Origin of the sequence: uncultured Allobosea sp. (genome assembly GCF_945956895.1) — a bacterium.
Taxonomy (GTDB): domain Bacteria; phylum Pseudomonadota; class Alphaproteobacteria; order Rhizobiales; family Beijerinckiaceae; genus Allobosea.
The window spans coordinates 1-23,344 of record NZ_CAMFJF010000018.1 but is presented as its reverse complement, the minus strand read 5'-3'; the positions used below and the strand labels follow the sequence as shown (position 1 = coordinate 23,344).

Genomic DNA, 23,344 nt, shown 5'->3' with positions numbered 1-23,344 from the left:
GGACGGCGCGATGCGGTGATGCTGGCGCAAGCGCCCGAGACGGCGCGACAGGGAGCGCTCGTGGAAGACGCATTCGGAGCAGGACTGATCCAGGGCGAGATGCCGGTGGCGGAGGCGAAGGTCCGCGCCGCCTGGCTCTATTACGTCGAGGGCTTGACCCAGGAACAGATCGCCGAGGCGCTGGGGCTGAGCCGGATCAAGGTGATCCGCATGCTGGCGGCAGCGCGTTCCGAAGGGCTGGTCAAGATCAGGATCGATGCGCGCTCGGCCCGGCAGGCGGGGCTTGAACGCGGGCTTGTCACCGCCTTCGGCCTGAAGGAGGCGGTGGTGGTGCCGGCGGCGCGCGATGCGGCCAGCGTCTCGGCGCTCGTCGGCTATGCCGCCGGCCTCTGGCTCTCGGACAAGCTCACCGACAACATGTCACTGGCCGTCGGCTGGGGGCAGACCCTGCATCTGGCGCTGCGGGGCATGCAGCCGCGCCAGGTCGAGGCGATGTCCGTCGTCTCGCTGCTCGGCGGCCTCACCCACTCGCGCAGCATCAACCCCTCGGCGGTGGCGCGCCGCGTCGCCGACATGTTCGGGGCCGACTGCTTCCAGTTGACCGCGCCGGTCTTCGTCTCGAATGCCGAGATCCGCGACGCGCTCTGGCGCGAGCCGAGCTTGCGGGACCTGCTAGACCGGGCGCGTGCGGCCGATATCGCGCTGGTCAGCGTCGGCGATATCGTGCCGGATTCAACGCTGTTCCGCGAGGGCTTGCTGCCGCAATCGGATCTGGCGGGCCTCAAGAAGGCCGGAGCGGTCGGCGACCTCGTCTGCCATTTCATCGATGCCGAGGGCGAGCTGGTGGACCATCCGGTCAACCGGCGTATCATGGCGGTGAGCCCGGCCGATCTCAGGGGCATCGGCCTCGTCGCGATCGCGGCCGGCGGCGCCCATAAGGAACATGCGATCCGCGCCGCCTTGCGGGCGAGCGCAGCGAAGGTGCTGATCACGGATGAAGGCGCTGCCGAGGCCTTGCTGGCCGGCGGCGCAAAACCGGCGACAAAGGGAGCCGAAGGGGAGACACGCCATGGCCAATAATTTCGAGCAGTTCGCGCGCAACTCCCTGCAGTTCCGGCCCTCCGACATCCGCCTCATGCTGGAGCGGGTGCATTCCCATGTCGTGAAGCCGCGCATGTCGGCTGAAGAGTTGCTTGAGGTGGTGCAAGGCCTCGGCTTCGCCACGGTCGAGGCTTTCGGCGACCAGATCGGGCTGGAACGAGTGACTTCCGAGAGCTGGGCGCGCTACGGGCTGTCGCGCGACGCCGCGCAATTGCTGCTGGCGCTGTTGAACTACCGCCGGCGCCTGCTCGATGCGATGGACGATTTCGAGAAGACGACCCAGATCCCGCTGGACGGCTTTTTCGAGAACCAGCAGCTGCCGTAGCGGCTTGCCGCGCTACCGCTGAACCGCGTCGTCATTCCGGACAAGTCGCGAAGCGGCGCCGATCCGGAATCCATCGGAGGGCGCTGCGTTCTGCGATGGATCCCGGGGCAAGCCCGGGATGACGCTCGCGATTGTGGGATGGCGGGAAAAGGCGCCTCAGCGGCAGAAGTCGGCGCAGCCGGCTTCCCAGAATGCTTTGCCGGATTCAAGCGCCGGCACGGACGGGCGCGGCTTGCGGCCGGGCAGGTCGGCCGGGACGGGTTTCACCTGTTCCCACCAGCCATGGGCGCATTGCGAGCGGAAGGCCATCTGGTCGGAGATCGAGGTTCCCTCCTGCTCCAGGACGGCGTCGAGCGCCGCGCAGGCTTCGCGTAGACGCTCATCATGGGCATCGCTCGGATCATTGGCGTAGTCGTGGAAGGTTTCGGTGAAGCTCTCCATCTCGCGCGCGATATGCGGCCAGTCGCTGCGACCCAGATTCCAGGCATCCATCCATTCGCGCACGACGGTTTCGACAGCCTCGGCCTTCGGCTTGTCCTTGACCTTGCGGGCCGTGGTCAGCATGTGGCGCATCAGTTCGGCACGGGCATGGGCGTGGCGGGCGCGCAAGGCAACCTCCTGCATCTGCGCGATGGCTTCCGCCGCTTCCTGCTGCAGCGCTTCGACGAAATGCGGCATGATCTGGTCTCTCAGGGCAGCGTGGCGAGGCGTTCGATCATCCGCTCGAACAGGTCGTGGGCCTTCACGGATGAAACGACATGGGCGTTGGGCACGCGCTTGAGGCGGCCGTTCCAGTCGATTGTGGTGCGCCCGCGCAAGGGGCCGTCGCCGGTCTCGACTGCGACGAAGCAGTCGCGGCCTTCGAACAGCTCCGGCCAGAGCAGGAAGGCAATGACGCAAGGGTCGTGCATCGGATGGCCGTTCGAGCCGAGCCCGCCGGGACGCGGGCGCGTCAGCATGCCGTGCACGGCCTTGCCCGCCGCGTTGCCGAGCGCGCCGATGCGGGCGACCTGATCGTGGCTGGCGATGGCCTGGAGCGTGACGCCGAGGCCGAACATGACGATCGGCCGGCCGCAACCGAACACGACCGCTGCGGCATGCGGGTCGACATAGGTGTTGAACTCCGCCGCAGGCGTGATGTTGCCGAGGCCGATGGCCCCGCCCATCAGCACGATGCGCCTGACCTTCGGCAGGATGTCGGGCGCCAGCCGGAAGGCGAGGGCGAGATTGGTCAGAGGCCCGAGCGGGCAAAGCGTGATGCCGTCCGCAGGCGCTGCCCGGCAGATATCGATGACCGCCTGCACGGCATGACCCGGTGCAGCCTCGCCCCTCGGCTGGGGCAGTTCTGCGCCGGCGAGTCCATCGGGACCGCAGACGAATTCCGCGGTTTCGAGAGCGAAGACCAGCGGACCCTCGGCACCGCGATGGACGGGAATATCGTCACGGCCGGCGAGATCGCGGATGCGCAAGGCATTCGCGGTGGTCTGCGCGACCGGGACATTGCCGGCGACCGTGGTGATCGCCCTGAGATCGATCCGCTCGGCGCTGGCGAAGGCGAGGAGCAGGGCGACGGCGTCGTCCTGGCCGGGATCGGTATCGATGATGGTGGCTTCGCGCATCTTCGTTTCCATACCCTCAGCCCTCATCCTGAGGAGCCGCGTAGCGGCGTCTCGAAGGATGTTCCAGATCGCTCCGGAGCCTGCTGAAGCATCCTTCGAGACGCGGGCCATGCCCGCTCCTCAGGATGAGGGCTGAAAATGGGAGAAAGCGCATCTCAGGCCGCCTTGGCGTTGCCGGCCATGATCATGTGGGCGATGTCGTCGGCGGTGAGGTTTCCAAGCGGCCGGTCCACATATTTGCGGCCGGCGCCCATGATCACGACACGGTCGGCCAGCGCCACCACGTCGCGCATGTTGTGGCTGATCAGGATGACGGTGCGTCCGTCCGCCTTGAGCTTGCGGATGAGATCGAGGACGAGCGCGCTTTCCTTGACGCCGAGCGCGGCGGTGGGTTCGTCCATGATGATGATCTCGGCGTTCCAGCGCAGTGCGCGCGAGATCGCGACCGCCTGACGCTGGCCGCCGGAGAGGCGCTCGACGGGCCGCGTCATGTCGGTGACCGCGGCGGAGAGCTGAGAGAGATAGCGCTGCGATTCCGCGATCATCTTCTTCTTGTCGAGGATACGCAGGAAGGGCAGCAGCACGGGCTTGGTCAATTCCGAGCCCATGAAGACATTCTGGGCGATGGAGAGGCGCGGCGCCAGCGCGAGGTCCTGGTAGATCGTCGCGACGCCGTTCGCCAGCGCGTCATGCGGCGAGGCGAAGGTGACCGGCTTGCCGCGCAGGCTGATCGTGCCGCTCGTCGCTTCCTCGGCGCCGGAGATCACCTTGATCAGGCTCGACTTGCCGGCGCCGTTGTCGCCGCAGAGCGCCACGACCTCGCCCTTGAAGATGTCGAGATCGACATCGCGCACGGCGACGACCGGGCCATAGGCCTTGCCGATGCCGCGCAGCGAGAGGAGGGGGGTGGAAGAGGTCATGGTTCAAGGCTTCTCAGTGGGCCAGCTTGGCGCGACCTGCCCCCTCTCCCCTTGCGGGAGAGGGCTGGGGTGAGGGGTCTCTCGACGTTTCCGATGCAGCCTTTGCAAGGCGCAAACCGGAAATTGCAGCGCGTCCCCTCATCCGTCTCGGCTTCGCCGAGCCACCTTCTCCCGCAAGGGGAGAAGGGAAAGAGCCTCACTTCTTCAGGAACTGCTGGACGTTGTTCTTGTCGACCAGCTCGGCTTCCGTGAAGAGATAGGGGCCCGACGTGATGCTCTCCTTCGGCTTCTTGTCGACGACGATCGCCTGGATGGCATCGACCGCCTGCTTGCCCATCTCGTCGAAGGGCACGGCGACGGTCGCCATGAAGGTCGAGTTCGGGTCGGCGATGCGCTCGTAGCTCTCCTTGCCGCCATCGACCGAGACCAGCGGGATCTGACCCTTCTTCACGCCCTGCGCCTGCAGCAGGTCGTCGATGATATAGGCCTGGCCGTCGAAGGAGGCCCAGATGCCGTTGATCTTGCCCTGGTTCTGCAGCAGCAGCGCCTGCATGCCGGCGCGGACATCGTCGCGCCAGCTCTGGGTGCGGGCCATCGAGAACTTGCCGAGCTCCTTCACTGCCTGGTTCTCGGCGAGGACGGCGTCGAGCAGGCGGCCACGGATGCGCGAGGCGACGTTGAGGTCGAAGCGGGCCGAGACGATGTTGCCCTGGTAGCCGAGCTGGCCGAGCAGGTAGAGCGCGGCATCGGCGCCGACCTTGTACTCGTTGGTCTGGATGTCGAAGAGCGCATGCGGGCTCGAACCCGACTGCACGGTGACCACGGGGATCTTGGCGTCCTTCGCCGCCTTGAACTGGGCGTCGGCCTCGACCGGCTTGCCCATGGCGATGATGATGGCATCGACCTTCTTGGCGATCAGCGCGTCGAACTGCTCGGCATGCTTCGGCAGCGCGCCTTCCGAATTCAGCAGCGTGACGTTCCAGCCCTTGGCCTTGGCGGCGGCAGCAGCGGCATTGGCGACACGCGCATGCGTCTCCGAGGTGAACTGGAAGCCGATGATGCCGACCTCGAACGCGCCGGCCGACTGACCGAGCGCGACGAGCGCCGCAGCAGCGACCAGCATTTTCCTGAAACCGAACATGAAACCCACTCCCCTCATTCTGCTTGTCGTTGTCGAAATCAGACCTTGAACGCCGCCTTCTTCATCGCGCTGGCCGAGAAGGCGACCGAGCCGATGATGATCGCGCCGAGCACGATGTCCTGGATGTAATAGGGCGCGCCCATCAGCACCAAGCCGTTGCCGAGCACCTTGAGCACCAACGCAGCAAAGACCGTGCCGGGGATGTTGGGCTTGCCGGGCTCGAACATGGTCATGCCGAGCAGCACGGCGGCGATGGCATAGAGCAGGTAGTCGCCCGCCATGTTCGGTGCGGCCGAGGACAGGTTGGCGGCGAGCAGCATGGCCATGAGGCCGGCGAAGACGCCCGAAAGCAGGAGGCCGATGCGCTTCATCCGGGCGGTGGCGATGCCGGCAAGCCGCGCCGCCTCATCCGCCTCGCCGGTCGCGACCATATGCGCGCCGGTTCGCGTCCATTTGACGAGCCCGTAAGCGAAGAGCGTGGCGCCCGCCATCCAGAGCACGAGATTGGGGATGCCGAACGAATAGCCGCGGGCGAGCCCGGTGAAGCCGACCGGCCAGCGCCCGACGAAGGCGACGCCCTGCGTGATCATGAAGGCGAAGCCCTTGGCGATCGCGGCGGTGCCGAGCGTCATGATCAGCGAGGGGATGCGCAGTACGGTGACGCCATAGCCATTCAGCGTGCCCAGCACGATGCCGACGCCAATCGCAGCCGATACCGCGACGGCCGGCGGATATTGCGCATGGACCAGCCAGCCGCAGACGACCGCCGCGAGGCTCGCCATCTCCGCGACGGAGAGATCGAGCTCTGAGACGGTGAAGGCGAGCGCGAAGCCGAGCGCGAGGATGGCGAGGAAGCTCGTGTCCTTGAGCACGTTGATGATGTTCATCGTGCTGGCGAAGTTTGGCGCGAAGATCAGGAAGAACAGGATCAGTGCGAGGCCGGCGAGCGCCGTGCCGTAGCGTCCGATCAATTCGCGCGGGTCGATGCGGCCCAAGCTCAACTTCCCTTCTTCACGATCATGCGCGCCGGCGCTCTGCTTCGAATCGTCGGCATGATCAGTCCTTTACGTTGCGCTTGCCGGGTTGGCGAGGCCGGGCCACGCGCCCGTGTTCTGCGCCAGCGCGACGAGATCGGCCGAGATGGGGGCGAGGGCTGCCTCGCTCTGCCGATAGAGGGCATAGAGCGCGTTATAGGCGGGGCGCCGCGCCGGGTCGGGCTCGTAGCGGCTGGCGATGCTCACAAGGGCGTCCTGCGCGGCTGCGAGCGAGGCGAAGCGGCCAAGGCCCGTCCAGGCGATGATCGCCGCGCCGAGCAGGCCGGGCTCCTTGGCTGTGCCAACCGCGATCGGGCGGCCGCAGATATCGGCCTTCACCTGTGCCCAGACCGGATTGGCCGCGGCGCCGCCGCCGAAGCGGATTTCGTCGACGCGAGTGCCGAGCGCGCCTTCCGCGCGCTCCAGCACAAGGCGGTTCTGGCAGGCGACGCCTTCGAGCACGGCATAGGCGAGGTCGGTCGGGCCATGTTGGCGGCCGAGCCCGATGAAGGCGCCGCGCAGGTTCGGGTCCCAATAGGGCACGCGCTCGCCCTGCAGATAGGGCAGGAAGAGCACCGGCTGCGGATGGCGCGGGCCGGCAAGAAGGCGCTCGATCGTCTCGCCGATGGGACCGTTGCCGCCGAGCAGGCCGGCGAGCCAGGCGGCGGTGTCGGCGCCGTTCTGGCTGGGGCCGCCGAGATGCCAGAGGCCGCGCCAATCGACGGAGATGAGCCCTTCGGCTTCCGCCTGATCGGGGCCGAGCACGCCGAGCACCTCGGTCGTGCCGGAGATGTTGTAGGCATAGCCCGGTCGAAGGGCGCCGAGCCCTGCGACAGCCGCCCAGGTATCGTTGCAGCCGCAGAAGACGGGGATGCCGGCGAACTGGTCGAAGGGCGCGGGCAGGCTGGCGCGGACGGGGGCGACGATCTCGGCGGGTTCGATGATCGCGGGGATCACGCTTGGCGGCAGGCCGATGGCATCAAATCCCGAGCGGCCGCCGACGTTTTCAGTGCACGCGATCAATCGCGCGAGGGAGACGGGATCGCTCGCCTGCCGGCCGGTCAGGCGGAAGTTCAGGTAATCCTTGGGTTCCAGCACGCAGGCCAGCGCGCGGGCGTTCTCCGGTTCGGTATCGGCCAGCCAGGCGAGACGCGCGAGCGGGTGGAAGGCGTTGATGCGGGAGGCCTCGGAATGATCGGCCAGCGTCTCGCGCAGGCGAGAGGCGATGCCATCCGAGCGCGCATCTTTCCAGGTCATCGCGGGGCGCAGTTCCTGACCGTCCCGGCCGAGGAAGACCTGCGTGCGTGTGACGCCGCAGATCGCGATGCCCTGGATGCTCGCGAACAGCTCCGGCGCCTGTTCGGCGAGCCTGGCGGCGGCTTCGAGCAACTGCGTCCACCAGGCCAGCGCCGTCACTTCCGAGCGGTCGAGATGGTCGTGCAGGGCAGGGCCGGGAACGGCATGCTCGGCCAATGTCGTTCCGCGATTGTCGATCAGCGCGGCGCGGAAGCTGCTGCCGCCGAGATCGCAGGCGAGGACGACGTTTATCGGGGACATCTGGATCGCAACATACGCGTCATTCCGGGCAAGCCGCCCTCGGGTCCGACCTTCGGTCGGCCCAAGGATAAACTCGCGGCGCCGATCCGGAATCCATCACAGGGCTGGGCGCTCTGGGATGGGTTCCGGGTCAAGCCCGGAATGACGGCGTTTCATCATCGGAAACACACCGCAAATCGTCACCAAGTCAAGAAACCGATGGCGTCATGTCGGCCGCGCAGCCTCCAGGATGTCGTCGACCAGCCGTTGCGAGGCGAGCGCCTCCTCGCCGGTGACGACGGGGTCGCGGCCCTCAGCGATCGCATCGAGGAAATCGGCGATGACGGCGCGGTGGGCGTCATGCGGGAAGTCCATGATATTGGCGCCGCTGCCGGTCGAGCCCTCGGCCTCGACGATCTCCTCGCGCCCGTCGAGGAAGGCGAGCCGCAGCCGCCCGCCGATCAGCGCGGCGAACCCTTTCGTGCCGGTGATCTCGATGCGTTCGGGATAGCCGGGATAGGCGGCGGTGGTCGTCACCAGCGTGGCGGGGGCGCCAGTGCCGGTCTCCAGCAGAGCGGAGACGTAATCCTCAGTCTCCATGCGATGGAGTGCGGTGGTGCGGGCCTGTGCCGCCACGACCTTGGAAACCCCGACGAGCGATCGGAAGAGGTCGAGCGAATGGATCGCCTGCGTCAGCAGCACGCCGCCGCCGTCGCGAGCGAGCGTGCCGCGGCCGGGCTCGTCGTAATAGCTCTGCGGGCGCCACCAGGGCACGGAGAGGAAGGCGGCTTCGATCGTGCCGAGCTCGCCCGATTGCAGGGCGGCTTTCAGGCGCAGGCTCGCCGGACGGAAGCGGTGCTGCAGGGTCACACCGAAGGTCTTGCCAGTCCGGCGAGCAGTATCGACGAGGCGCTGGCCGCGCTCGCTGGTCAGTTCCAATGGCTTCTCGACGAGAACATGTTTGCCGGCTTGAAGGCAGCGCGCCGAGACGTCGAAATGGCTCGACGGCGGCGTCAGCACGATGCAGGCATCCACTGCGGGATCGCTCAGTACGGCGTCGAGATCGGTCGTGGTCGGGAAGGGGAATTGCGCGGCATAGGCCCTGGCGCGATCGGGCGTGCGGCTCACGGCCCAGCGCGTTTCGGCGCGATCGGCGAGGTCGAGCAGGCTTTTCGAATGCGGCAGGGAAGCGGGGCCGAGCCCGATCACGGCGATGCCGAGCTTGCGTATCATGACGGGCGATCCCCTTCTTCAACTCGTCCCACGGTCGTCATCCCGGACAAGCGGCGAAGCCGCGCTGATCCGGGATCCATGCCTGAACCTCCATTGGCGGCGCTCCGGAATGGATCCCGGGTCTCCCTTCGGTCGCCCGGGATGACATCGTTCAGGTTCCTTGTGACCGTAGCGGCAGCCACGCCGCTTTCGCCTGCGCTGCCAGCGCGAGCCGGCAGACGGTGAAGGCGTGGCGCTGGCTCATCGCGATTTCGCTACGGGCGCCGATATCGGCGACCAGATTTTGGAAATAGGTCAGCGGTTCGTTGGAAGCATCGATATGGCGGGTGCCGGCCTTGTCGACCAGGAAGACATGGTCGGTGCCGGGGCGGCCGGCGATGTCGACATATTTGCGCAACTCGATCGTGCCTTCGGTGCCGAGGATGGTCAGGCGTCCGTCGCCCCAGGTCGGCAGGCCGTCGGCGGTGAACCAGTCGACGCGGATATAGCCGCCGGCCTTGTCGCTGCGCAGCAGGACCTCGCCGAAATCCTCGAAATCGGACAGGTCCGCCCCGCCGAAATGACCGACGCCCGAGGCGACGATTTCCGCATCGTCGGAGCCGGTGAAATGCAGGAACTGATCGATCTGGTGCGAGGCGATATCGGTGAGGATGCCGCCATAATGGCGCTTGTCGAAGAACCAGTCCGGCCGGATGGCGCGATTGAGCCGGTGCGGCCCCATGCCGAGCGTCTGCACGACGCGGCCGATGGCGCCGTCTGCGATCAGTTTGCCGGCTATGATCGTTGCCGGCACGGTGAAGCGTTCGGAGAAGCAGATCGAGAAGATGCGCCCGGTCTCGGCGACCGTCTGCTCGACGGCGGCGAGCTGGTCGAAATCGATGACGCCGGGCTTGTCGACCATCACGTCCTTGCCGGACCGCATGGCGCGAATGGCGATGGCGGCGCGTTCCGCCGGTATCGCGGCGCAGACGATCAGGTCGATCGCGGGATCGTCGATCAACCGGTCGGCGGTGCTTTCCGGCAGAGCGGGGAAGCGTTCGCGGAAGCCGGCGAGAACGCGCTCGTCGCTGGTTGTGGGATCGAAGCCGACGCAGGTCGCGCCGGCTTCGAGGAGACCACCGACCATATGATGGATATGGCGGTGTTCGAGGCCGATGGCGGCGAAGCGCATGGCTATTGCGGCGCCCCGTGGCCGACGCCGATTTCCTGATCCCAGCGCCGGAAGGCGGCGACGAGACGTTCGGGCGTCAGCGGCGGGCGGGTCGGCAGGCTGGTGATCAGCCCGTCATATTCCGGCCGGCCGTATTCGGCGAGCACGTCGCGGCTTTCCTGCGGCGCCATGGCCAGCGTCACGCCCTTGATCGCCGGGCCCGGATAGAAATAGCCCTTGTCATAGGTCACGGCCTGGGCTTCCGGCTTCAGCATATAAGCCATCAGTGCAACCAGCGCCGGCAGCTTGTCGGCCGGGACGCCCTTGGGAATGCACATGAACTGGGTGTCGGGAATCCAGTGCGTGTTCGCGAGGACGAAGACCTTGGCTTTCTTCGGGACGATGCCGAGGACGCGCGGGTTGATGTCCCAGCCGAGCGTCGAGACGATGACGTCGCGGGTGCCTTCGCCGAGCTCCTTCATCGTCGCGGCGGTGCCGCCCGGATAGTAGTCGACGCCGGTGCCGAGCTCCTTGAGATAGGCCCAGGTCTTGTCCCAGCCCTTCATCGGGTCGGTCGGGTCGGCATCGCCGAGGATGTAGGGCAGGCCCTGCAGCCAGGTCCAGCCGGGGCCGGAATTGACGGGCCGCGCATAGGTGAAGCGCTTCGGGTTCTGCTTGACATAGGCGAGCAGCTCCGCGGCGGTCTTCGGCACGGTCTTGAGCCGCTCGGGCGCATATTCGAAGAGCGGGCCGGACGGCGAATAGACCACCGCGACGCCTTCGTTCTGGCCGAAATTGCGCTGCATCATCAGCGCCTGCTCGTGATAGACCTCCTCCGGCTTCGGCAGGTCCCTGGCATGGGACTTCCAGACATCGACCCAGAGCCCCTGCTGGATGCCGTCCGACATGGCGCCGGGGCCGGTCAGCACGAGGTCGATATCGACGCGGTTGGCCTGCTGCTGGGCCTTGAGCTTGGCCGGCAGTTCCGGCGAGGGCGCGCGCGAGAAATTCAGGCGCGAGATCAGCTTCGGATTGTCCCTGGCGAATTTCTCGATTGCCGCCTGGGTCAGCTGAAGATTGCCGGCGACATCGATGATGTTGAGCGCGACGGGCGCGCTCTGGGCCAGCGCTCCGCCGGCATTCAACGCGGCGAGGCCGGCCGCTCCGGCCATGACGGTGCGACGTGTCGGGTGGTTCATGATCTCTCCCTGGGTTGAGCTCTCTATTTGCGATGTCGTGGACGGCATCCGGAGCATTTACCTGGGATACTAGTGCACCACTTTTCGGTGCGCCAGCGTATTCAAGGGCATGGCGGGCACCGCGCCGCGGCATGGAAGGCGGGCGGGATCAGGCCTGCCCAAGCAGCAGCGCCTCGGTCGCGCGGCTGAGCAAAGGCGCCGCTGCACCATGGATTTCATAGAGGTGACTGGCGGGCACGCCGGCAAGGTCGGGCACGGCGAAGCCGTCCATGGTCCCCTCTGCCCGGAACAGCGTATTGAACCGGGCCCATAGCTGCGGATTGGCGGAGAAAGGCCCGCTCACCGCTATGCGGGCGGGAAAGAGCATGCGGCAGGCATTGGCCAGTGCACGGGCTAGCACTCTCGCCGCCATCTCAATGTCAGGCAGGGCCAAGAGGTCGAGGCCGGCGAGCTGCCAGGCAAGGCGCACCTCGTCCTGGTCGAGATCGGGCCAGTGCCGGCGCAGGGCCGGCAGCAGAGACCAGAGCGCGGCGCCGGTTTCGAGGCAGGCGGTGTTGCCGCAGCCGCAGCGGCGCCCGTTCAGCGCCGCGAGCCGCCAATGGCCGATCTCGCCGAAGGAGCCGGTCGGCGCGAAGGGCTCGCCATCGACCGCATAGGCCAGGCCGACGCCCCAGCCCCAGTGCAGCAGGATCGTCCCGCCTGCAAAGTTCTCGGGCTCGCGGGCGGCACGGGCGCGCAATTCGGCATCGAGATTGCGGCAGATCGTGACCGGCCCTGCCACGGGCTCGAGTACCGAGGCGATGTCGAGCCCGCGCATGCGCGGCCAGCGCGAGGCCAGCAGCCACTGGCCTCGCTTCAGGTCGATCAGGCCGGAGAGTGAGACGGCGGTGCCGGCATGGCTCATGCCCGGCGGCATCGCGTCGAGGAGATCGCGCGCCAATTCGGCCATCGCGGCGGCGATTGCGGCATTGTCGGCATCGGCCGCGATGGCGCGGCGGCGCTCGGCGACGAGATGGCCGTTGAGATCGACCAATGCGCCGGAGAGCGACTGGCTGGAGACATAGATCACGGAGGCGCCGATGCGGCGGGTATGGGCGATCAGGATCGCCGGCGGCCGCCCGCGTCCGCTCGCCTCGCCAACCGCTTCGATGACGAGGCGTCGCGCGATGAGATCGCCGACCACGCGGGAGACGCTGGTCGAGCGCAATTGCAGGATGCGGCCGATATCGGTGCGGGAATGGACCTCGCCATTGAGGATCAGCCGGTAGATCCGGGCGCTGTCGCGCTCATGAGCGAGCGCGAGGCGGGTTTCGTCGAGCGTCAGCAGGGACAAGGCGGGCTCTATTCGGAACAGTTGCGTTCAAAATTAATCATTGCGTTTCAGGCGAAGCTTCATAAGCTCGGTTCCAGAATATCGGAAAATTTCTGGCGTAAAAGGTTCAAAATTCGATGATCGAGATGCATGTCGCCTCCGACAAGGACGAACTCGGCCGGCAGGCGGCGGCGCTCGGTGCGCAGGCGATCCGCGACGAGATCGCCCGCAACGGCACCGCGACGATCATCGTGGCGACCGGTGCCAGCCAGTTCGAGATGCTGAATCATCTCGTGGCGACCGAGGGCATCGACTGGTCGAAGGTCACGGCTTTCCATCTCGACGAATATGTCGGCCTGTCCGAGAGCCATCCGGCGAGCTTCCGCCGCTATCTGCGCGAGCGCTTCATGGCGCCGCTGAAGAATGCGCCGACCTTCATTCCGGTCGATGGTGAGGGCGATCCGATGGCGACGGTGAAGCAGCTCAACCAGCAGATCGCCGGCAAGCGCATCGCGGTCTGCTTCGCAGGCTTCGGCGAGAACTGCCATCTCGCCTTCAACGATCCTCCGGCCGATTTCGAGACCGAGGAGCCTTATCTCGTCGTCAATCTCGATGATGCTTGCCGCCAGCAGCAGTTCGGCGAGGGCTGGTTCCCGAGCTTCGACGCCGTGCCGAAGCAGGCGATCTCGATGAGCATCCGCCAGATCCTGAAGAGCGAACTGATCGTCCTTTCCGTCTCCGACACGCGCAAGGCTGCGGCGACCAAGGCCGCGCTGGAAGGGCCGGTCAGCAATCTCAGCCCCGCCTCGATCCTGCAGACGCACAAGCGGACCGTGCTGTTCATCGATCCGCCGGCAGCCTCCCTGCTGAGCCGGAAAGCTTGAGGATGCGCACGCCCGGCCTCGTCGACCTGCAGGTGAACGGCTTCGCCGGGGTGGATTTCAACTCCGGTACGATCACTGCAGCCGAGCTCGACCGGGCGCTGGAGGCGATGCTGGCGACGGGCGTGACCACCTGCCTGCCGACGATCATCACCGCCCATCCGCATGAGCTGGAAGCGCGGTTCCGGGCGCTGGACGCCGCTGTGAGCGGCAGCCGGCTCGGGCCATTGATGTGCCCGGGCTATCATCTCGAAGGGCCGTTCCTGAACCCCTCGAGCGGCTATGCCGGCTGCCATCCGCCGGAAGCGATGACGGCGGCAACGGCCGATCTCGTGACGCATCTGGAAACATTGCTGTCGCGGCCGATCCTGATGGTGACGCTGGCGCCGGAGGTCGAAGGGGGCGTCGCGCTTGCGGGCCAGCTTGCCCGCATGGGCAAGGTCGTCGCCATCGGCCACTCTGCCGCCGATTTCGCGGTCGTCGAGGCGGCTGCCGATGCCGGGGCGACGCTCTCGACCCATCTCGGCAACGGCCTGCCGCAGCAATTGCACAAGCTGGTCAACCCGCTCTTCGCGCAGCTCGCCGAAGACAGGCTGATGGCGGGCTTCATCGCCGACGGCATCCATATCCATCCGAAGGCCTTGAAGAGCCTGATCCGGGCCAAGGGCTTTGCGCGCTCGATCCTTGTCACCGACGCGGTGGTTGCCGCGGGGGCTCAGCTTGGCCGCTACAGCTTCGCCGGCATGCCGGTCGATCTCGCTGCCGACGGCTCGGTGCGCCAGCCCGGCGGCGTCTCGCTGGCGGGTTCGGCGCTGAAGCTCGACGATGCCGTGCGCAATGTCGTGGCCTGGGGCATCGCCACGCCTGCCGAAGCGGTCGCGATGGCCTCGAGCCATGCGCTTGCCTGCATCGCCGATGCGCTGGCCCGAGCCGGCATCACCTTGCCGGAGAGCGCGATCGAGTGGTCGCCGGAGCTGCGAGTTCGCAGCGTCAGCATCGGCAATGAAAGCCGCGATTTCGCCGCTGGCGCGGCAGCCAGAAGACGTCATCAACCAACGAAAAGGGGAGAAGCATGAGCGAATTTTCGAAAGGCGTGGACCGCCGCACCGTCCTGGGCGGGCTCGGCGCACTGACACTTGGCGGGGGCAGCGCGCTGGCCGCCGTGCCGGCGCTGCCTTCGGCGCCGGTCGGCATCAACATCATCGATGTCGGCGGTGCGCTCGCCCTGATGCAGCAGGCCTTCGACGACTACCGCGCGAACAATCCCAAGCTCGTCTCGCGCATCACCTATGTGAAGGCGCCGGCGCCGGAATTGGCGAGCAAGATCAAAGCGCAGCAGGATGCCGGCCGCGCCGATCTCGACCTCGTTCTGACCGGCTCGGACGGGCTCGCCGCTGGCCTGGAGCAGAATCTCTGGCTCAAGATCTTCCCGGATTTCGCTGAGAAATTCCCGAAGATCGAGGAGAATTACGAGCCGGCGGCGCTCAACCTGCATAAGGTTCAGGGCGCCGGCTTCGGTACGGTGGTGAACTACTACCCGTCCGGCCCGCTGCTCGAATACATGCCGGCGCGCGTCAAGCAGGTGCCGACCACGGCCGAGGAACTGCTCGCCTGGGCCAAGGCCAATCCCAACAAGTTCATGTATGCGCGCCCGACCAATTCCGGTCCGGGCCGCACCTTCATGATGGGCCTGCCCTATCTCCTCGGCGACAAGGACCCGCAGGATCCGGTCAATGGCTGGGACAAGACCTGGGCCTATCTGCAGGCGATCGGCGAGTATATCGAGTATTACCCGGCCGGCACCGGTGCGACGATGAAGGAATTTGGCGACGGTTCGCGCGACATCATCATCTCGACCACGGGCTGGGACATCAATCCGCGCGCGCTCGGCATCGTGCCGAAGGAAGCCAAGATCCAGACCTTGAAGGGCTTCCACTGGGTCTCGGACGCGTTCTTCATGTGCGTGCCGAAGGGCATCCCGAACGATCGCCTCGCCGTCGTGCTCGACATCATGGCGCATGTGCTGACGCCGAAGATGCAGGCCTATTCCTATGACGAGGGCTATCTCTATCCGGGCCCGGCGGTGAAGGACGTGCCGCTCTCGCTGGCGCCGAAGCGCAGCCAGGAGGTGATCGCGGAGTTCGGCCGGCCGGAATATGCCGATCTCATCGCCAAGAACCCGATCGAGCTGCCGCTCAAGCCCGACAAGATGGTCGTCGCCTTCCGCAAATGGGACGAACTGGTCGGCGCCAAGCGCAAGCGCTGACGCGTAGCGTCCTCGCTTCCTTCGTTCCGCCCCCACGGCGGAGCGAAGGAAAGGCCCGGAAACCGTCGACGGTGCTGCCACCGAGGATGGGCTCCGGGCCGATTTGCTTCGGGCTCAGTTCGCGCTGATTTTATGCTGAAACGCGCCGTCATCCCGGGCTTGACCCGGGATCCATCGTAAGGCTCCTGAGCTCTGCGATGGATCCCGGATCGACGCTGCTACGCAGCTTGTCCGGGATGACGCGGTGGTTCCGTGCAAAATCCTCCGGCCTTCAGCCGGTGATGGCCTTGTCGTTTTCGGCGCGTCTCCAGAACAATCTCACCCCACCTTCTCCAGTGCTTTCGAGGCCTGGGACGGCGGCGAGGAGCTTCTGGGTGTAGGGGTGTTGCGGGTTGTCGAAGATGTCGTCGCGGTGGCCTTCCTCGACGATCTTGCCGTCTTGCATGACGATGACGCGGTCGGCGACCTGCTCGACCACGCCGAGATCGTGGCTGATGAACAGGCAGGAGAAGCCGTGCTTCTTCTGCAGTTCGTCGAAGAGCTCGAGCACCTGCGCCCGGACCGTGACGTCGAGTGCCGAGACCGGCTCGTCGGCGATGACGAAGCTCGGCCGGCGCACGATGGCGCGCGCAATCGCGATGCGCTGGCGCTGGCCGCCCGAGAGCTCGTGCGGATAGCGCTCGGCGAAGCCGTCGCCTAAGCCCACCTCGGTCAGTACCTCGGCGACGCGCGCCTTACGGTCCGCTGGGCTCATGTCGGGGACGAGTCTGAGCGGCTCGGCCACGAGCTGCTGAACCGTCATGCGCGGGTCGAGCGAGGAGTAGGGGTCCTGGAAGACCATCTGGCAGTTCAGGCGGTAGTCCCAATAGGCCGTCTCGCTCCTGGCGATCGGCTTGCCGTTGAAGCGGATCTCGCCGCCGGCCGGCTTGACAAGGCCCGCGATCGACTGGCCGAGCGTGGTCTTGCCCGAGCCCGAGCCACCGACCACCGCGACGACCTCGCCGGGCTGAACGTCGAGGCTGATGCCGTGCAGGGCGCGCTTCGCCTCACCCTTGCGGAAGAAGCCCTGCCGGCCGGGGTATTCGACGACGAGGTCGCGCACCGCGACGATCGGCGTCTTTGCCTCCGGCACGAGCCGCGCCGGCAGGCGATGCGGCATCGCCGAGAGCAGCTTGCGGGTATAGGGGTGCCGCGGCCGGGCGAGGATGTCCTCGCTTTGGCCCTGCTCGACCACGTCGCCCTGGCACATCACGACGATGCGGCTGCAATAGCGCGCGACCATGCCGAGATCATGCGAGATCAGCAGCACCGCGGTGTCGTTGGCCTTCGTCAGCTCGACCATCAGCTCCATGACGTCGCGCTGGACGACGGCGTCGAGCGCGGTGGTCGGCTCGTCGGCGAGCAGCAGGGCCGGCTTCAGCAGCATCACCGAGGCCAGCATGATGCGCTGGCGCATGCCGCCGGAGAACTGGTGCGGATAGGCGGTGAGCGCGCCTTCCGGATCGCGCAAGCCCACGCTTTTCAGCATGTCGAGGATCAGCGCCCGCCGGGCGGGAGCGTCGAGCTTGCGGTGCAGCGCCAGTCCCTCGTCGAGCTGGCGCCCGATCAGCATCGAGGGGTTGAGCGAGGTCATCGGCTCCTGGAAGACCATGCCGACCTTGGAGCCACGCATGGTGCGCAGGTCCTTGCCCGACATCGCCATCACGTCCTGGCCGTCGAAGCGGATCGTGCCGCCGTCCTGCCTGACCGCTGGCGGGATGAAGCCCATCACGGCGCGGGCCGCGAGCGTCTTGCCCGAGCCCGACTCGCCGACGATGCCGACGATCTCGCCCGGGAAGACCTGGAAGGAGACGTCGTTGACCACGGTCCGGCCGGAGCCGCCGATCTTCAGCGTCAGGCCGGAGACATCGAGAAGAGGCGCTGTTTTGGTCATCGCGAGCCCCTCATCCGCGGGTCGAGCCGGTCGCGCACGGCGTCGCCGAGCAGGTTGATGCCGAGCAGCGTCAGCGAGATGCACAGGCCCGGGAAGATGCCGAGCCAGACGGCCTGGCCGATATAGGGCCTGGAACCCGCCAGCATGTTGCCCCAGGTCGGGGCCGGCGGCGGCACGCCGAGGCCGAGGAAGGAGAGCGCGCTCTCGGCCAGCAGCACATAGCCGAACATCGAGGTCGCCAGCACGGTCAATGGCGCGATGCAGTTCGGCAGGATGTGGCGGGCCATGGTGAAGCTCTCGGAGTTGCCCATCACGCGCGAGGCGGCGATGAACTCGCGCTCGCGCAGCGAGAGCACCGTGCCGCGCACGACGCGGGCGACCGACGGCGTATAGGCGATGCCCAGCGCGACGATGATGCCGTATTTGTTGGCGCCGACCACCGCGAGCAGGCCGAGCGCCAGCAGGATGCCGGGGAAGGCCAGCAGCGCATCGTTGAAGGCCATGATGATGCGGTCGGTCCAGCCGCGCATATAGCCGGAGAACAGGCCGATCGTGGTGCCCATGACGACGGCGAGCGTCACCGTCAGGATCGAGATCCAGACCGAGGTCGCGGCGCCTGCCATCAGGCGCGAAAGCACGTCGCGGCCGAACTCGTCGGTGCCGAGCCAGTGCAGTGCCGAGGGTGCCGCAAGCTTCTCGCGGAAGGAGAGTTTGAGCGGATCATAGGGCGTCCAGAGCGCGCCGATGCAGGCTGTCGCGAGCAGGATGCCGATCAGCGTGCCGCCGACGATCGCATTGGGGGCGGGGAGCTTCATGCGGCGGGCCTTCTTCACGGTGCCGCCGGTGCTCAGGGTGCTGTCGCTGCTCATTGCGCCGTCACCGTTCATTGGGCCGTCACCCTTGGATCGAAGACCGGGTAGCAGAGGTCGATGACGAGGTTCACCAGCACATAGGTGAAGGCGACGAAGAGCATGCAGCCCTGGATGACCGGGTAGTCGCGCGCGAAGATCGCATCGACGAGCAGGCGTCCGAGACCGGGGATGGTGAAGACCGTTTCGACCACCGCGATGCCGCCGAGCAGGTTGCCGAGCACGAGGCCGATCAGGGTCCAGGTCGGGCCGAAGGCGTTCTTGAAGGCATGGCGCCAGAGCACCGCGCCTTCCGACAGGCCCTTGGCGCGGGCATGGGTGATGTAGTCGAGCCGGAGCACCTCCAGCGTCGAGGCGCGCGCCATGCGCAGGATCACGCCGATCTCGTGCAGGAACAGCGTCATGATCGGCATGACCAGATAGAGGATGCCGGCCCACGGGTTCTCCGCGATCGAGACATAGCCGACCACCGGCAGCCATTCGAGCTTGAGCCCGAAGAACAGCAGGAGCAGGAGACCCAGCCAGAAAGTCGGGATCGAGAGCAGCAGCGTCGCGGTGGCGACGAGGCCAAGATCCAGCGCCGAATCCTGTTTCCAGGCGGCGATGACGCCGGCCGGTACCGCGACGCAGCTCGCCAGCAGCACCGCGACCAGAACGATCTGGGCGGAGACCCAGAAGCGCTGCAGGATCAAGGGCAGAACCGCCTGCTGCGACGAGATCGACTGGCCGAAATCGCCACTCACGACATTGCCGATCCAGATGCCGAACTGAACCGGTAGCGACTGGTCGAGCCCCAGCCGCGCCCTGAGGTCGGCGAGGCTCGCCGGCGTCGCGAGATCCCCCAGCATCAACTGGGCGGGGTCACCGGGAATCAGGCGGATCAGCACGAAGACCGACACCGCCACGATCAGCAGCGTCGGCAGCGCCATGACGATCCGCGTCAGCGCAAAGCGAAACATCGAAGGCCCTCCCAAGCCTCAAAACCGGCCCCGCTTCACAGCAGGGCCGGCAACCGCCTTACTTCGAGACGCTCACTTCCCAGACCCGCAGCTGCGAGGCCCACGGGGTCACACCACTCACGCGCTTGTTGTGGGCGATGATATCGAGGTCGTTATGGGTGAAGATGGTCGGGACCTGCTCGATGAAGCGCTTGTTCAGGTCGTCGAAGATCTTCTGGCGCTCGGCCGTGTCGGTGATCACCATCGACTTCTGGATCAGGGCCAGCGCCTCGGAATCCTCCCAGATCTTGCGGGGCTGCTTGTCCTTCGGGCCGGAGATCTGCTCATAGCCGAGCGCAGGGTCGAAGCGGCTCGAATAGGAGAAGGCCTGCATCTGGTAATTGCCCTTGTTGTAGCGATCGAGCTGCGTCGCCCATTCCAGCACCTCGATCTCGGCATTGATGCCGGCCGCCTGCATCATCGCCTGGGCGATGACGGCGGTGTTGAAGCTCGGCACCGAGGAGCGCTTGTTGGCGAGGATCGTGATCTTCTCGCCCTTGTAGCCAGCCTTTTGCAGCAGCGCCTTGGCCGCGGCGGGGTCGTATTTGAAGCCCTGCTTCTCGGCCTCGCCGTAATATTTCGAGGTCGTGTAGACCGGCGAGTTGTTGGGCTTGCCGAGGCCGTTCGAGACATTGGCCACGAGCTCGGGGAAATCGATCGCGGCGGCGATCGCCTGGCGCAGGGCCTGGTTCTTCATCACCGGATCGCGCGTCTGGATGATCAGGCTGTGCCGGACCGGGTTCGGCGCGATGGCCAGCGCGAGGTTAGGCGCGTTCTTCAGGTCGGGAACGTCCGATTCCGGCATCAGCGCCATGTCGAGCGAGCCCGCGAGAAGGCCGGCCTTCACCGTCGCCGCATCGGGGATGACCATGAAGCGCACTTCCTTCACCAGCGGACGCTTCGAGCCGATATAGCCGTCGCGCTTGTCGCCCTTGGGCGAGACATACTGGTCGAAGGCGAGGAGCTGGACCGATTGGCTACGCTTCCAGTCGCCGAGCATGAAGGGGCCGGTGCCGATCGGCTTGTCCCAGCTGCCATCGGCCTTGACCGAGTCCTTGTGGATGACGGCGGTGCCGCCGCAATCGGCGCGGGCGAGCGAGTCGAGGAAGAGCCCGTTCGGCTCATTGATCTCCATGACGAAGCTATCGGCATCCGGGGCCGTGGCCGTGACGACCTTGAGGCCGTTGCGCCCGTCGAAATCGGACAGGCAACGCCAGTCGGTCTTCGGGTCCATGTAGCGGTTCCAGCTCCACAGCACGTCGGCCGAGGTCATGGCCGCACCGTTGTGGAACTTCACGCCCTTGCGCAGGCGGAAGGTGTAGGCCTTGCCGTCGGGCGAGATCTCGACCTTCTCGGCCAGTAGCGGGCCGACCGAGCCGTCCTCGGCATAGCCGACGAGGCCCTCGACCATGTGCATCACGACGGCATCGGTGTTGCCGTCGCGGTTCACGCCGGGATTGGTCGAGCGGATATCGGCGTTGAGCACCGCCGTCAGCGTCTGGGCCTGCAAGGCGCCAGCCGAAAGGGCGAGCGCGGCTGCGGAGACAAGGAAGCGCTTCATCGTGTTTCCCCTGTTGTTCTTGACCGTTCAGCCGGCCTTGCGGGCGGCGCGAATCCGGCTGATCTCGCCGGCGAAGAAATCCTCGACGACCGGCACGACCTTGACGCCGTCATGCGGCGTGTTCGGCACGAGGTCGAAGCGGGCGGCGATGCCGCGCGCGGCGAAATTGTCGCGCAGGCTGGCCAGCCGCTCCGGCCGATTGGTGCCGGCATGGTTGGCGTCCGGCATCCAGTTGCGGCCGCCCGGCTTGTGGGTGATCTCCCAGGTCTCAAGATCGGCGGCGCCGACGACCATCTGCACGGAGACCTTCTGCATCGCGGGGATGTCGAGCTCCTGGCCGAAGAGCTCGGCGAAGTTGCGCGTGCCGACCCACCAGTCCCGGCTGGGGTCGAGCAGGGTGACCGAGCCCGGCGCGCCGATCGAGACGCCCCAGAGCTTTTGCGGCTGGAGCATCAGGAAGCGATGGGCGAAGTGCCCGCCGCCGGAATAGCCGAACAGGCCGAAGCGGTCGAAGGCGATGCCGTAGCGCTCGGAGACCTCCTCGACGATGGCGAGCAGGATGTGGTCGTAACGGAGATTGCCCTCGCGCATGTACTTGAAACCGTCGCGATAGCCGTCGCCCATCACGCCGATCGGGAAGAGCGGTGCCAGGATGATGCAGTTGTTCCAGCGGGCGAAGGCCGAGAAGGCGTCGCGATAGCCGGTGAAGCCGCGGCCGGTGCCGTGCATCGCGACGATCAGTTCCGGCTTCTCGCCGCCCTGGCCCAGAGTCGGCGGGACATAGAGGCAATAGGGGAAGCGCGGATCGTGCTTCGACGAATAGATCGAGGTCGGGCCGTATTCGTAGAGCGCCTTGGCGCGCGCGGCCGCTTCGTTCTCCGGCTTGCCGGTCTGTTCTGCCACGGCGCTCACTGCCCGTCTCCTCTGGCGAAATTATTGGCGCCAATTTTGTTGCATGTTATGGTTCGCTTCGCAACCAACTTCTGTCGCGACGCGCGAATCCTGCTAGAGAGCCCCTCATGACGGAGCGGAAACGCAAGAACACGAACACGCGGCGTGCCGTGCTCGCCAACGAGATCGCCCAGGCGATCCGTTTGCGCGCATTCCGGCCGGGCGAATGGCTGCGCCAGATCGACCTCGAGGAGCGTTTTCAGGCGACGCGGTTCGACGTGCGCAGTGCGCTCGACGAACTCGCCGTGCGCAAGACGATCGAGCATGTCCCGAACCGGGGTTACCGTGTCGCCGAGGTCGATCTGAAGACCTATGAGGAGATCCTCGCGACGCGCATCATTCTGGAGCGGGCCACGGCCGAAGGCATCGTCGCGCAAATCGACGACGCTGCGATCGCGCGGCTGGATGCGCTGGCGGCGCAATTCTCCGCCGCGGTCACGACCGGCAGCCGGACCGAGCAGAGCGAGATCAACCGCGCCTTCCATCAATTCATGTACTCCTTCTGCGGCAATGCCGTGCTGGAGGAGATGATCTGGGGCCTGCGGGACCGCGGGCGCGGCTCGCAGATCACGGTGTGGAGCTCGCATGAACTGCTCCAGAAGAGCGATCGCGAGCATTACGAGATGATGGCGGCCCTGAAGGCGCGCGACGCGGAGCGGCTGGCGACCCTGATCGCGACCCATATCATCAAGGGCGCGCCCGTCGGCCCGGCTCCGGTCGAGCCGAGCTGAAGGCTACCGCCTCACTTGGCGACGGAGACCTCCCAGAGGCGGGGCTTCGAGGCAACCCAGGGCGCGAAACCCTGAAGGCGCTTCGAGACGACGGCCGTATCGACCTGATTGTAGAGGAAGATCAGCGGCGCATCGGCCAGCATCATCACATGGAGCCGGTCGAAGATCTTGCGGCGCTCGGCTTCGTCACTGACCAGCGTCGCCTTCTCGATGAGAGCTTCGGCCTCGCGATTGTCCCAGACCTTGGAGGGCAGCTTGACGCCCGGATTGGTCGAGCGGATGTCGGCATTCAGCGCGACATTGATGGTCTGTGCCTGTGCCGCGCCGCCCAGCAGTACGAGCGCCAGGGTGGCGGTCGAAATACGGATCATTCCCGTTCCCTCGTTATCGTGTCGTCAGGGCATGCCCCGTAGGGCATGCCGCGCTGGCGGAAGTCGCGAAGGCGAGGTTGCGGCCGCTACTGGCCGAGGCTGACTTCCCAGGCGCGGGGGAGCGAGCTCAGCGTCGAGACATAGCCCTGGGTCTTGTTGCCCATCGCGCCGCCGACGATGCCGTTATAGAGCATCACCATCGGCACTTCGGCG

22 protein-coding genes are annotated in these 23,344 nt (G+C 66.5%); 6 read left to right on the top strand and 16 right to left on the bottom strand.

All coding sequences use genetic code 11. From position 1 onward, the window contains the following. Window positions 1-60: 60 nt before the first annotated feature. Together Q0Q02_RS12520 and Q0Q02_RS12515 are read left to right on the top strand one after the other, a co-directional pair. The gene (locus Q0Q02_RS12520; protein WP_293809847.1) at window positions 61-1,080 is read left to right on the top strand and encodes a sugar-binding transcriptional regulator; all 1,020 of its coding nucleotides are present in this window, start codon (window positions 61-63) and stop codon (window positions 1,078-1,080) included. Beyond that, window positions 1,070-1,426 carry a hypothetical protein gene (locus Q0Q02_RS12515; protein WP_293809845.1) on the top strand — a complete coding sequence of 119 codons (357 nt, stop codon included), beginning with the start codon at window positions 1,070-1,072 and terminating at the stop codon, window positions 1,424-1,426. Before Q0Q02_RS12520 ends, Q0Q02_RS12515 begins: the two co-directional genes overlap by 11 nt. Window positions 1,427-1,582: 156 nt before the next feature. Here Q0Q02_RS12515 and Q0Q02_RS12510 read toward each other — a convergent pair whose 3' ends face one another. The 10 genes from Q0Q02_RS12510 to Q0Q02_RS12465 form a co-directional block, all read right to left on the bottom strand. After that, window positions 1,583-2,104, bottom strand: a complete 522-nt coding sequence (locus tag Q0Q02_RS12510; RefSeq protein ID WP_293809843.1) for a hypothetical protein — start codon at window positions 2,102-2,104, stop codon at window positions 1,583-1,585. Window positions 2,105-2,115: 11 nt separating this feature from the next. Beyond that, entirely contained in the window at window positions 2,116-3,045 is a 930-nt protein-coding gene (locus tag Q0Q02_RS12505; protein WP_293809841.1) for a nucleoside hydrolase, read from the bottom strand. Window positions 3,046-3,200: 155 nt separating this feature from the next. Beyond that, the gene (locus tag Q0Q02_RS12500; protein ID WP_293809839.1) at window positions 3,201-3,965 is read right to left on the bottom strand and encodes an ATP-binding cassette domain-containing protein; all 765 of its coding nucleotides are present in this window, start codon (window positions 3,963-3,965) and stop codon (window positions 3,201-3,203) included. A 196-nt stretch (window positions 3,966-4,161) separates the two neighbouring features. Further along, the gene (locus Q0Q02_RS12495; RefSeq protein WP_293809837.1) at window positions 4,162-5,106 is read right to left on the bottom strand and encodes a substrate-binding domain-containing protein; all 945 of its coding nucleotides are present in this window, start codon (window positions 5,104-5,106) and stop codon (window positions 4,162-4,164) included. Window positions 5,107-5,144: 38 nt separating this feature from the next. Beyond that, complete coding sequence (locus tag Q0Q02_RS12490; RefSeq protein WP_293809836.1) at window positions 5,145-6,101, bottom strand: ABC transporter permease; 957 nt, start codon at window positions 6,099-6,101, stop codon at window positions 5,145-5,147. A gap of 69 nt (window positions 6,102-6,170) precedes the next feature. Continuing rightward, entirely contained in the window at window positions 6,171-7,697 is a 1,527-nt protein-coding gene (locus Q0Q02_RS12485) for an FGGY-family carbohydrate kinase (protein WP_293809835.1), read from the bottom strand. 204 nt (window positions 7,698-7,901) lie between these two features. Then, window positions 7,902-8,906, bottom strand: a complete 1,005-nt coding sequence (locus tag Q0Q02_RS12480) for a Gfo/Idh/MocA family oxidoreductase (protein WP_293809919.1) — start codon at window positions 8,904-8,906, stop codon at window positions 7,902-7,904. A 154-nt stretch (window positions 8,907-9,060) separates the two neighbouring features. Further along, window positions 9,061-10,080, bottom strand: a complete 1,020-nt coding sequence (locus Q0Q02_RS12475; protein WP_293809834.1) for a Gfo/Idh/MocA family oxidoreductase — start codon at window positions 10,078-10,080, stop codon at window positions 9,061-9,063. 2 nt (window positions 10,081-10,082) lie between these two features. Next, window positions 10,083-11,258 carry an extracellular solute-binding protein gene (locus Q0Q02_RS12470; protein WP_293809832.1) on the bottom strand — a complete coding sequence of 392 codons (1,176 nt, stop codon included), beginning with the start codon at window positions 11,256-11,258 and terminating at the stop codon, window positions 10,083-10,085. A gap of 148 nt (window positions 11,259-11,406) precedes the next feature. Beyond that, window positions 11,407-12,591, bottom strand: coding sequence for an ROK family protein (locus Q0Q02_RS12465; RefSeq protein WP_293809830.1), 1,185 nt, complete (start codon window positions 12,589-12,591; stop codon window positions 11,407-11,409). Window positions 12,592-12,707: 116 nt separating this feature from the next. On the opposite strand from Q0Q02_RS12465, the gene Q0Q02_RS12460 reads away from it, so the two are divergent. Genes Q0Q02_RS12460 through Q0Q02_RS12450 form a run of 3 tightly spaced genes read left to right on the top strand, consistent with a single transcriptional unit; the run spans window position 12,708 to window position 15,717 of the window. Next, window positions 12,708-13,454: a 6-phosphogluconolactonase gene (locus tag Q0Q02_RS12460; protein ID WP_293809828.1), complete on the top strand. Its 747-nt coding sequence runs from the start codon at window positions 12,708-12,710 to the stop codon at window positions 13,452-13,454. A 2-nt stretch (window positions 13,455-13,456) separates the two neighbouring features. After that, window positions 13,457-14,527, top strand: coding sequence for an amidohydrolase family protein (locus Q0Q02_RS12455; RefSeq protein ID WP_293809826.1), 1,071 nt, complete (start codon window positions 13,457-13,459; stop codon window positions 14,525-14,527). After that, a complete protein-coding gene (locus tag Q0Q02_RS12450; protein WP_293809824.1) occupies window positions 14,524-15,717 on the top strand; it encodes an extracellular solute-binding protein in 1,194 nt (397 codons plus the stop codon). The genes Q0Q02_RS12455 and Q0Q02_RS12450 overlap by 4 nt, the downstream gene beginning before the upstream one ends. A 271-nt stretch (window positions 15,718-15,988) precedes the next feature. On the opposite strand, the gene Q0Q02_RS12445 is transcribed toward Q0Q02_RS12450, so the two are convergent. From Q0Q02_RS12445 to Q0Q02_RS12425, 5 genes are all read right to left on the bottom strand, one after another. Continuing rightward, window positions 15,989-17,650: an ABC transporter ATP-binding protein gene (locus Q0Q02_RS12445; protein ID WP_293809823.1), complete on the bottom strand. Its 1,662-nt coding sequence runs from the start codon at window positions 17,648-17,650 to the stop codon at window positions 15,989-15,991. Further along, window positions 17,647-18,465 carry an ABC transporter permease gene (locus Q0Q02_RS12440; RefSeq protein WP_293809918.1) on the bottom strand — a complete coding sequence of 273 codons (819 nt, stop codon included), beginning with the start codon at window positions 18,463-18,465 and terminating at the stop codon, window positions 17,647-17,649. Before Q0Q02_RS12440 ends, Q0Q02_RS12445 begins: the two co-directional genes overlap by 4 nt. Window positions 18,466-18,533: 68 nt before the next feature. Continuing rightward, window positions 18,534-19,478, bottom strand: coding sequence for an ABC transporter permease (locus tag Q0Q02_RS12435; protein WP_293809822.1), 945 nt, complete (start codon window positions 19,476-19,478; stop codon window positions 18,534-18,536). Window positions 19,479-19,536: 58 nt separating this feature from the next. Beyond that, on the bottom strand, window positions 19,537-21,078 hold the full coding sequence (locus tag Q0Q02_RS12430; RefSeq protein ID WP_293809820.1) for an ABC transporter substrate-binding protein: 1,542 nt from the start codon (window positions 21,076-21,078) through the stop codon (window positions 19,537-19,539). 27 nt (window positions 21,079-21,105) lie between these two features. Continuing rightward, window positions 21,106-21,990, bottom strand: coding sequence for an alpha/beta hydrolase (locus tag Q0Q02_RS12425; protein ID WP_293809819.1), 885 nt, complete (start codon window positions 21,988-21,990; stop codon window positions 21,106-21,108). A 107-nt stretch (window positions 21,991-22,097) separates the two neighbouring features. On the opposite strand from Q0Q02_RS12425, the gene Q0Q02_RS12420 reads away from it, so the two are divergent. After that, window positions 22,098-22,760 carry a GntR family transcriptional regulator gene (locus Q0Q02_RS12420; protein WP_293809818.1) on the top strand — a complete coding sequence of 221 codons (663 nt, stop codon included), beginning with the start codon at window positions 22,098-22,100 and terminating at the stop codon, window positions 22,758-22,760. An 11-nt stretch (window positions 22,761-22,771) separates the two neighbouring features. On the opposite strand, the gene Q0Q02_RS12415 is transcribed toward Q0Q02_RS12420, so the two are convergent. Next, on the bottom strand, window positions 22,772-23,131 hold the full coding sequence (locus Q0Q02_RS12415; protein ID WP_293809816.1) for a hypothetical protein: 360 nt from the start codon (window positions 23,129-23,131) through the stop codon (window positions 22,772-22,774). Window positions 23,132-23,344: the final 213 nt, after the last annotated feature.

What these genes read in the sequence shown, in the direction of transcription:
- Q0Q02_RS12420 (WP_293809818.1), top strand. Translation starts at nt 22,098, where the DNA reads ATGACGGAGCGGAAACGCAAGAACACGAACACGCGGCGTGCCGTGCTC.
- Q0Q02_RS12475 (WP_293809834.1), bottom strand. Translation starts at nt 10,080, where the DNA reads ATGCGCTTCGCCGCCATCGGCCTCGAACACCGCCATATCCATCATATG.
- Q0Q02_RS12505 (WP_293809841.1), bottom strand. Translation starts at nt 3,045, where the DNA reads ATGCGCGAAGCCACCATCATCGATACCGATCCCGGCCAGGACGACGCC.
- Q0Q02_RS12450 (WP_293809824.1), top strand. Translation starts at nt 14,524, where the DNA reads ATGAGCGAATTTTCGAAAGGCGTGGACCGCCGCACCGTCCTGGGCGGG.
- Q0Q02_RS12455 (WP_293809826.1), top strand. Translation starts at nt 13,457, where the DNA reads ATGCGCACGCCCGGCCTCGTCGACCTGCAGGTGAACGGCTTCGCCGGG.
- Q0Q02_RS12485 (WP_293809835.1), bottom strand. Translation starts at nt 7,697, where the DNA reads ATGTCCCCGATAAACGTCGTCCTCGCCTGCGATCTCGGCGGCAGCAGC.
- Q0Q02_RS12500 (WP_293809839.1), bottom strand. Translation starts at nt 3,965, where the DNA reads ATGACCTCTTCCACCCCCCTCCTCTCGCTGCGCGGCATCGGCAAGGCC.
- Q0Q02_RS12495 (WP_293809837.1), bottom strand. Translation starts at nt 5,106, where the DNA reads ATGTTCGGTTTCAGGAAAATGCTGGTCGCTGCTGCGGCGCTCGTCGCG.
- Q0Q02_RS12430 (WP_293809820.1), bottom strand. Translation starts at nt 21,078, where the DNA reads ATGAAGCGCTTCCTTGTCTCCGCAGCCGCGCTCGCCCTTTCGGCTGGC.
- Q0Q02_RS12515 (WP_293809845.1), top strand. Translation starts at nt 1,070, where the DNA reads ATGGCCAATAATTTCGAGCAGTTCGCGCGCAACTCCCTGCAGTTCCGG.
- Q0Q02_RS12470 (WP_293809832.1), bottom strand. Translation starts at nt 11,258, where the DNA reads ATGAACCACCCGACACGTCGCACCGTCATGGCCGGAGCGGCCGGCCTC.
- Q0Q02_RS12435 (WP_293809822.1), bottom strand. Translation starts at nt 19,478, where the DNA reads ATGTTTCGCTTTGCGCTGACGCGGATCGTCATGGCGCTGCCGACGCTG.
- Q0Q02_RS12445 (WP_293809823.1), bottom strand. Translation starts at nt 17,650, where the DNA reads ATGACCAAAACAGCGCCTCTTCTCGATGTCTCCGGCCTGACGCTGAAG.
- Q0Q02_RS12415 (WP_293809816.1), bottom strand. Translation starts at nt 23,131, where the DNA reads ATGATCCGTATTTCGACCGCCACCCTGGCGCTCGTACTGCTGGGCGGC.
- Q0Q02_RS12440 (WP_293809918.1), bottom strand. Translation starts at nt 18,465, where the DNA reads ATGAAGCTCCCCGCCCCCAATGCGATCGTCGGCGGCACGCTGATCGGC.
- Q0Q02_RS12460 (WP_293809828.1), top strand. Translation starts at nt 12,708, where the DNA reads ATGATCGAGATGCATGTCGCCTCCGACAAGGACGAACTCGGCCGGCAG.
- Q0Q02_RS12510 (WP_293809843.1), bottom strand. Translation starts at nt 2,104, where the DNA reads ATGCCGCATTTCGTCGAAGCGCTGCAGCAGGAAGCGGCGGAAGCCATC.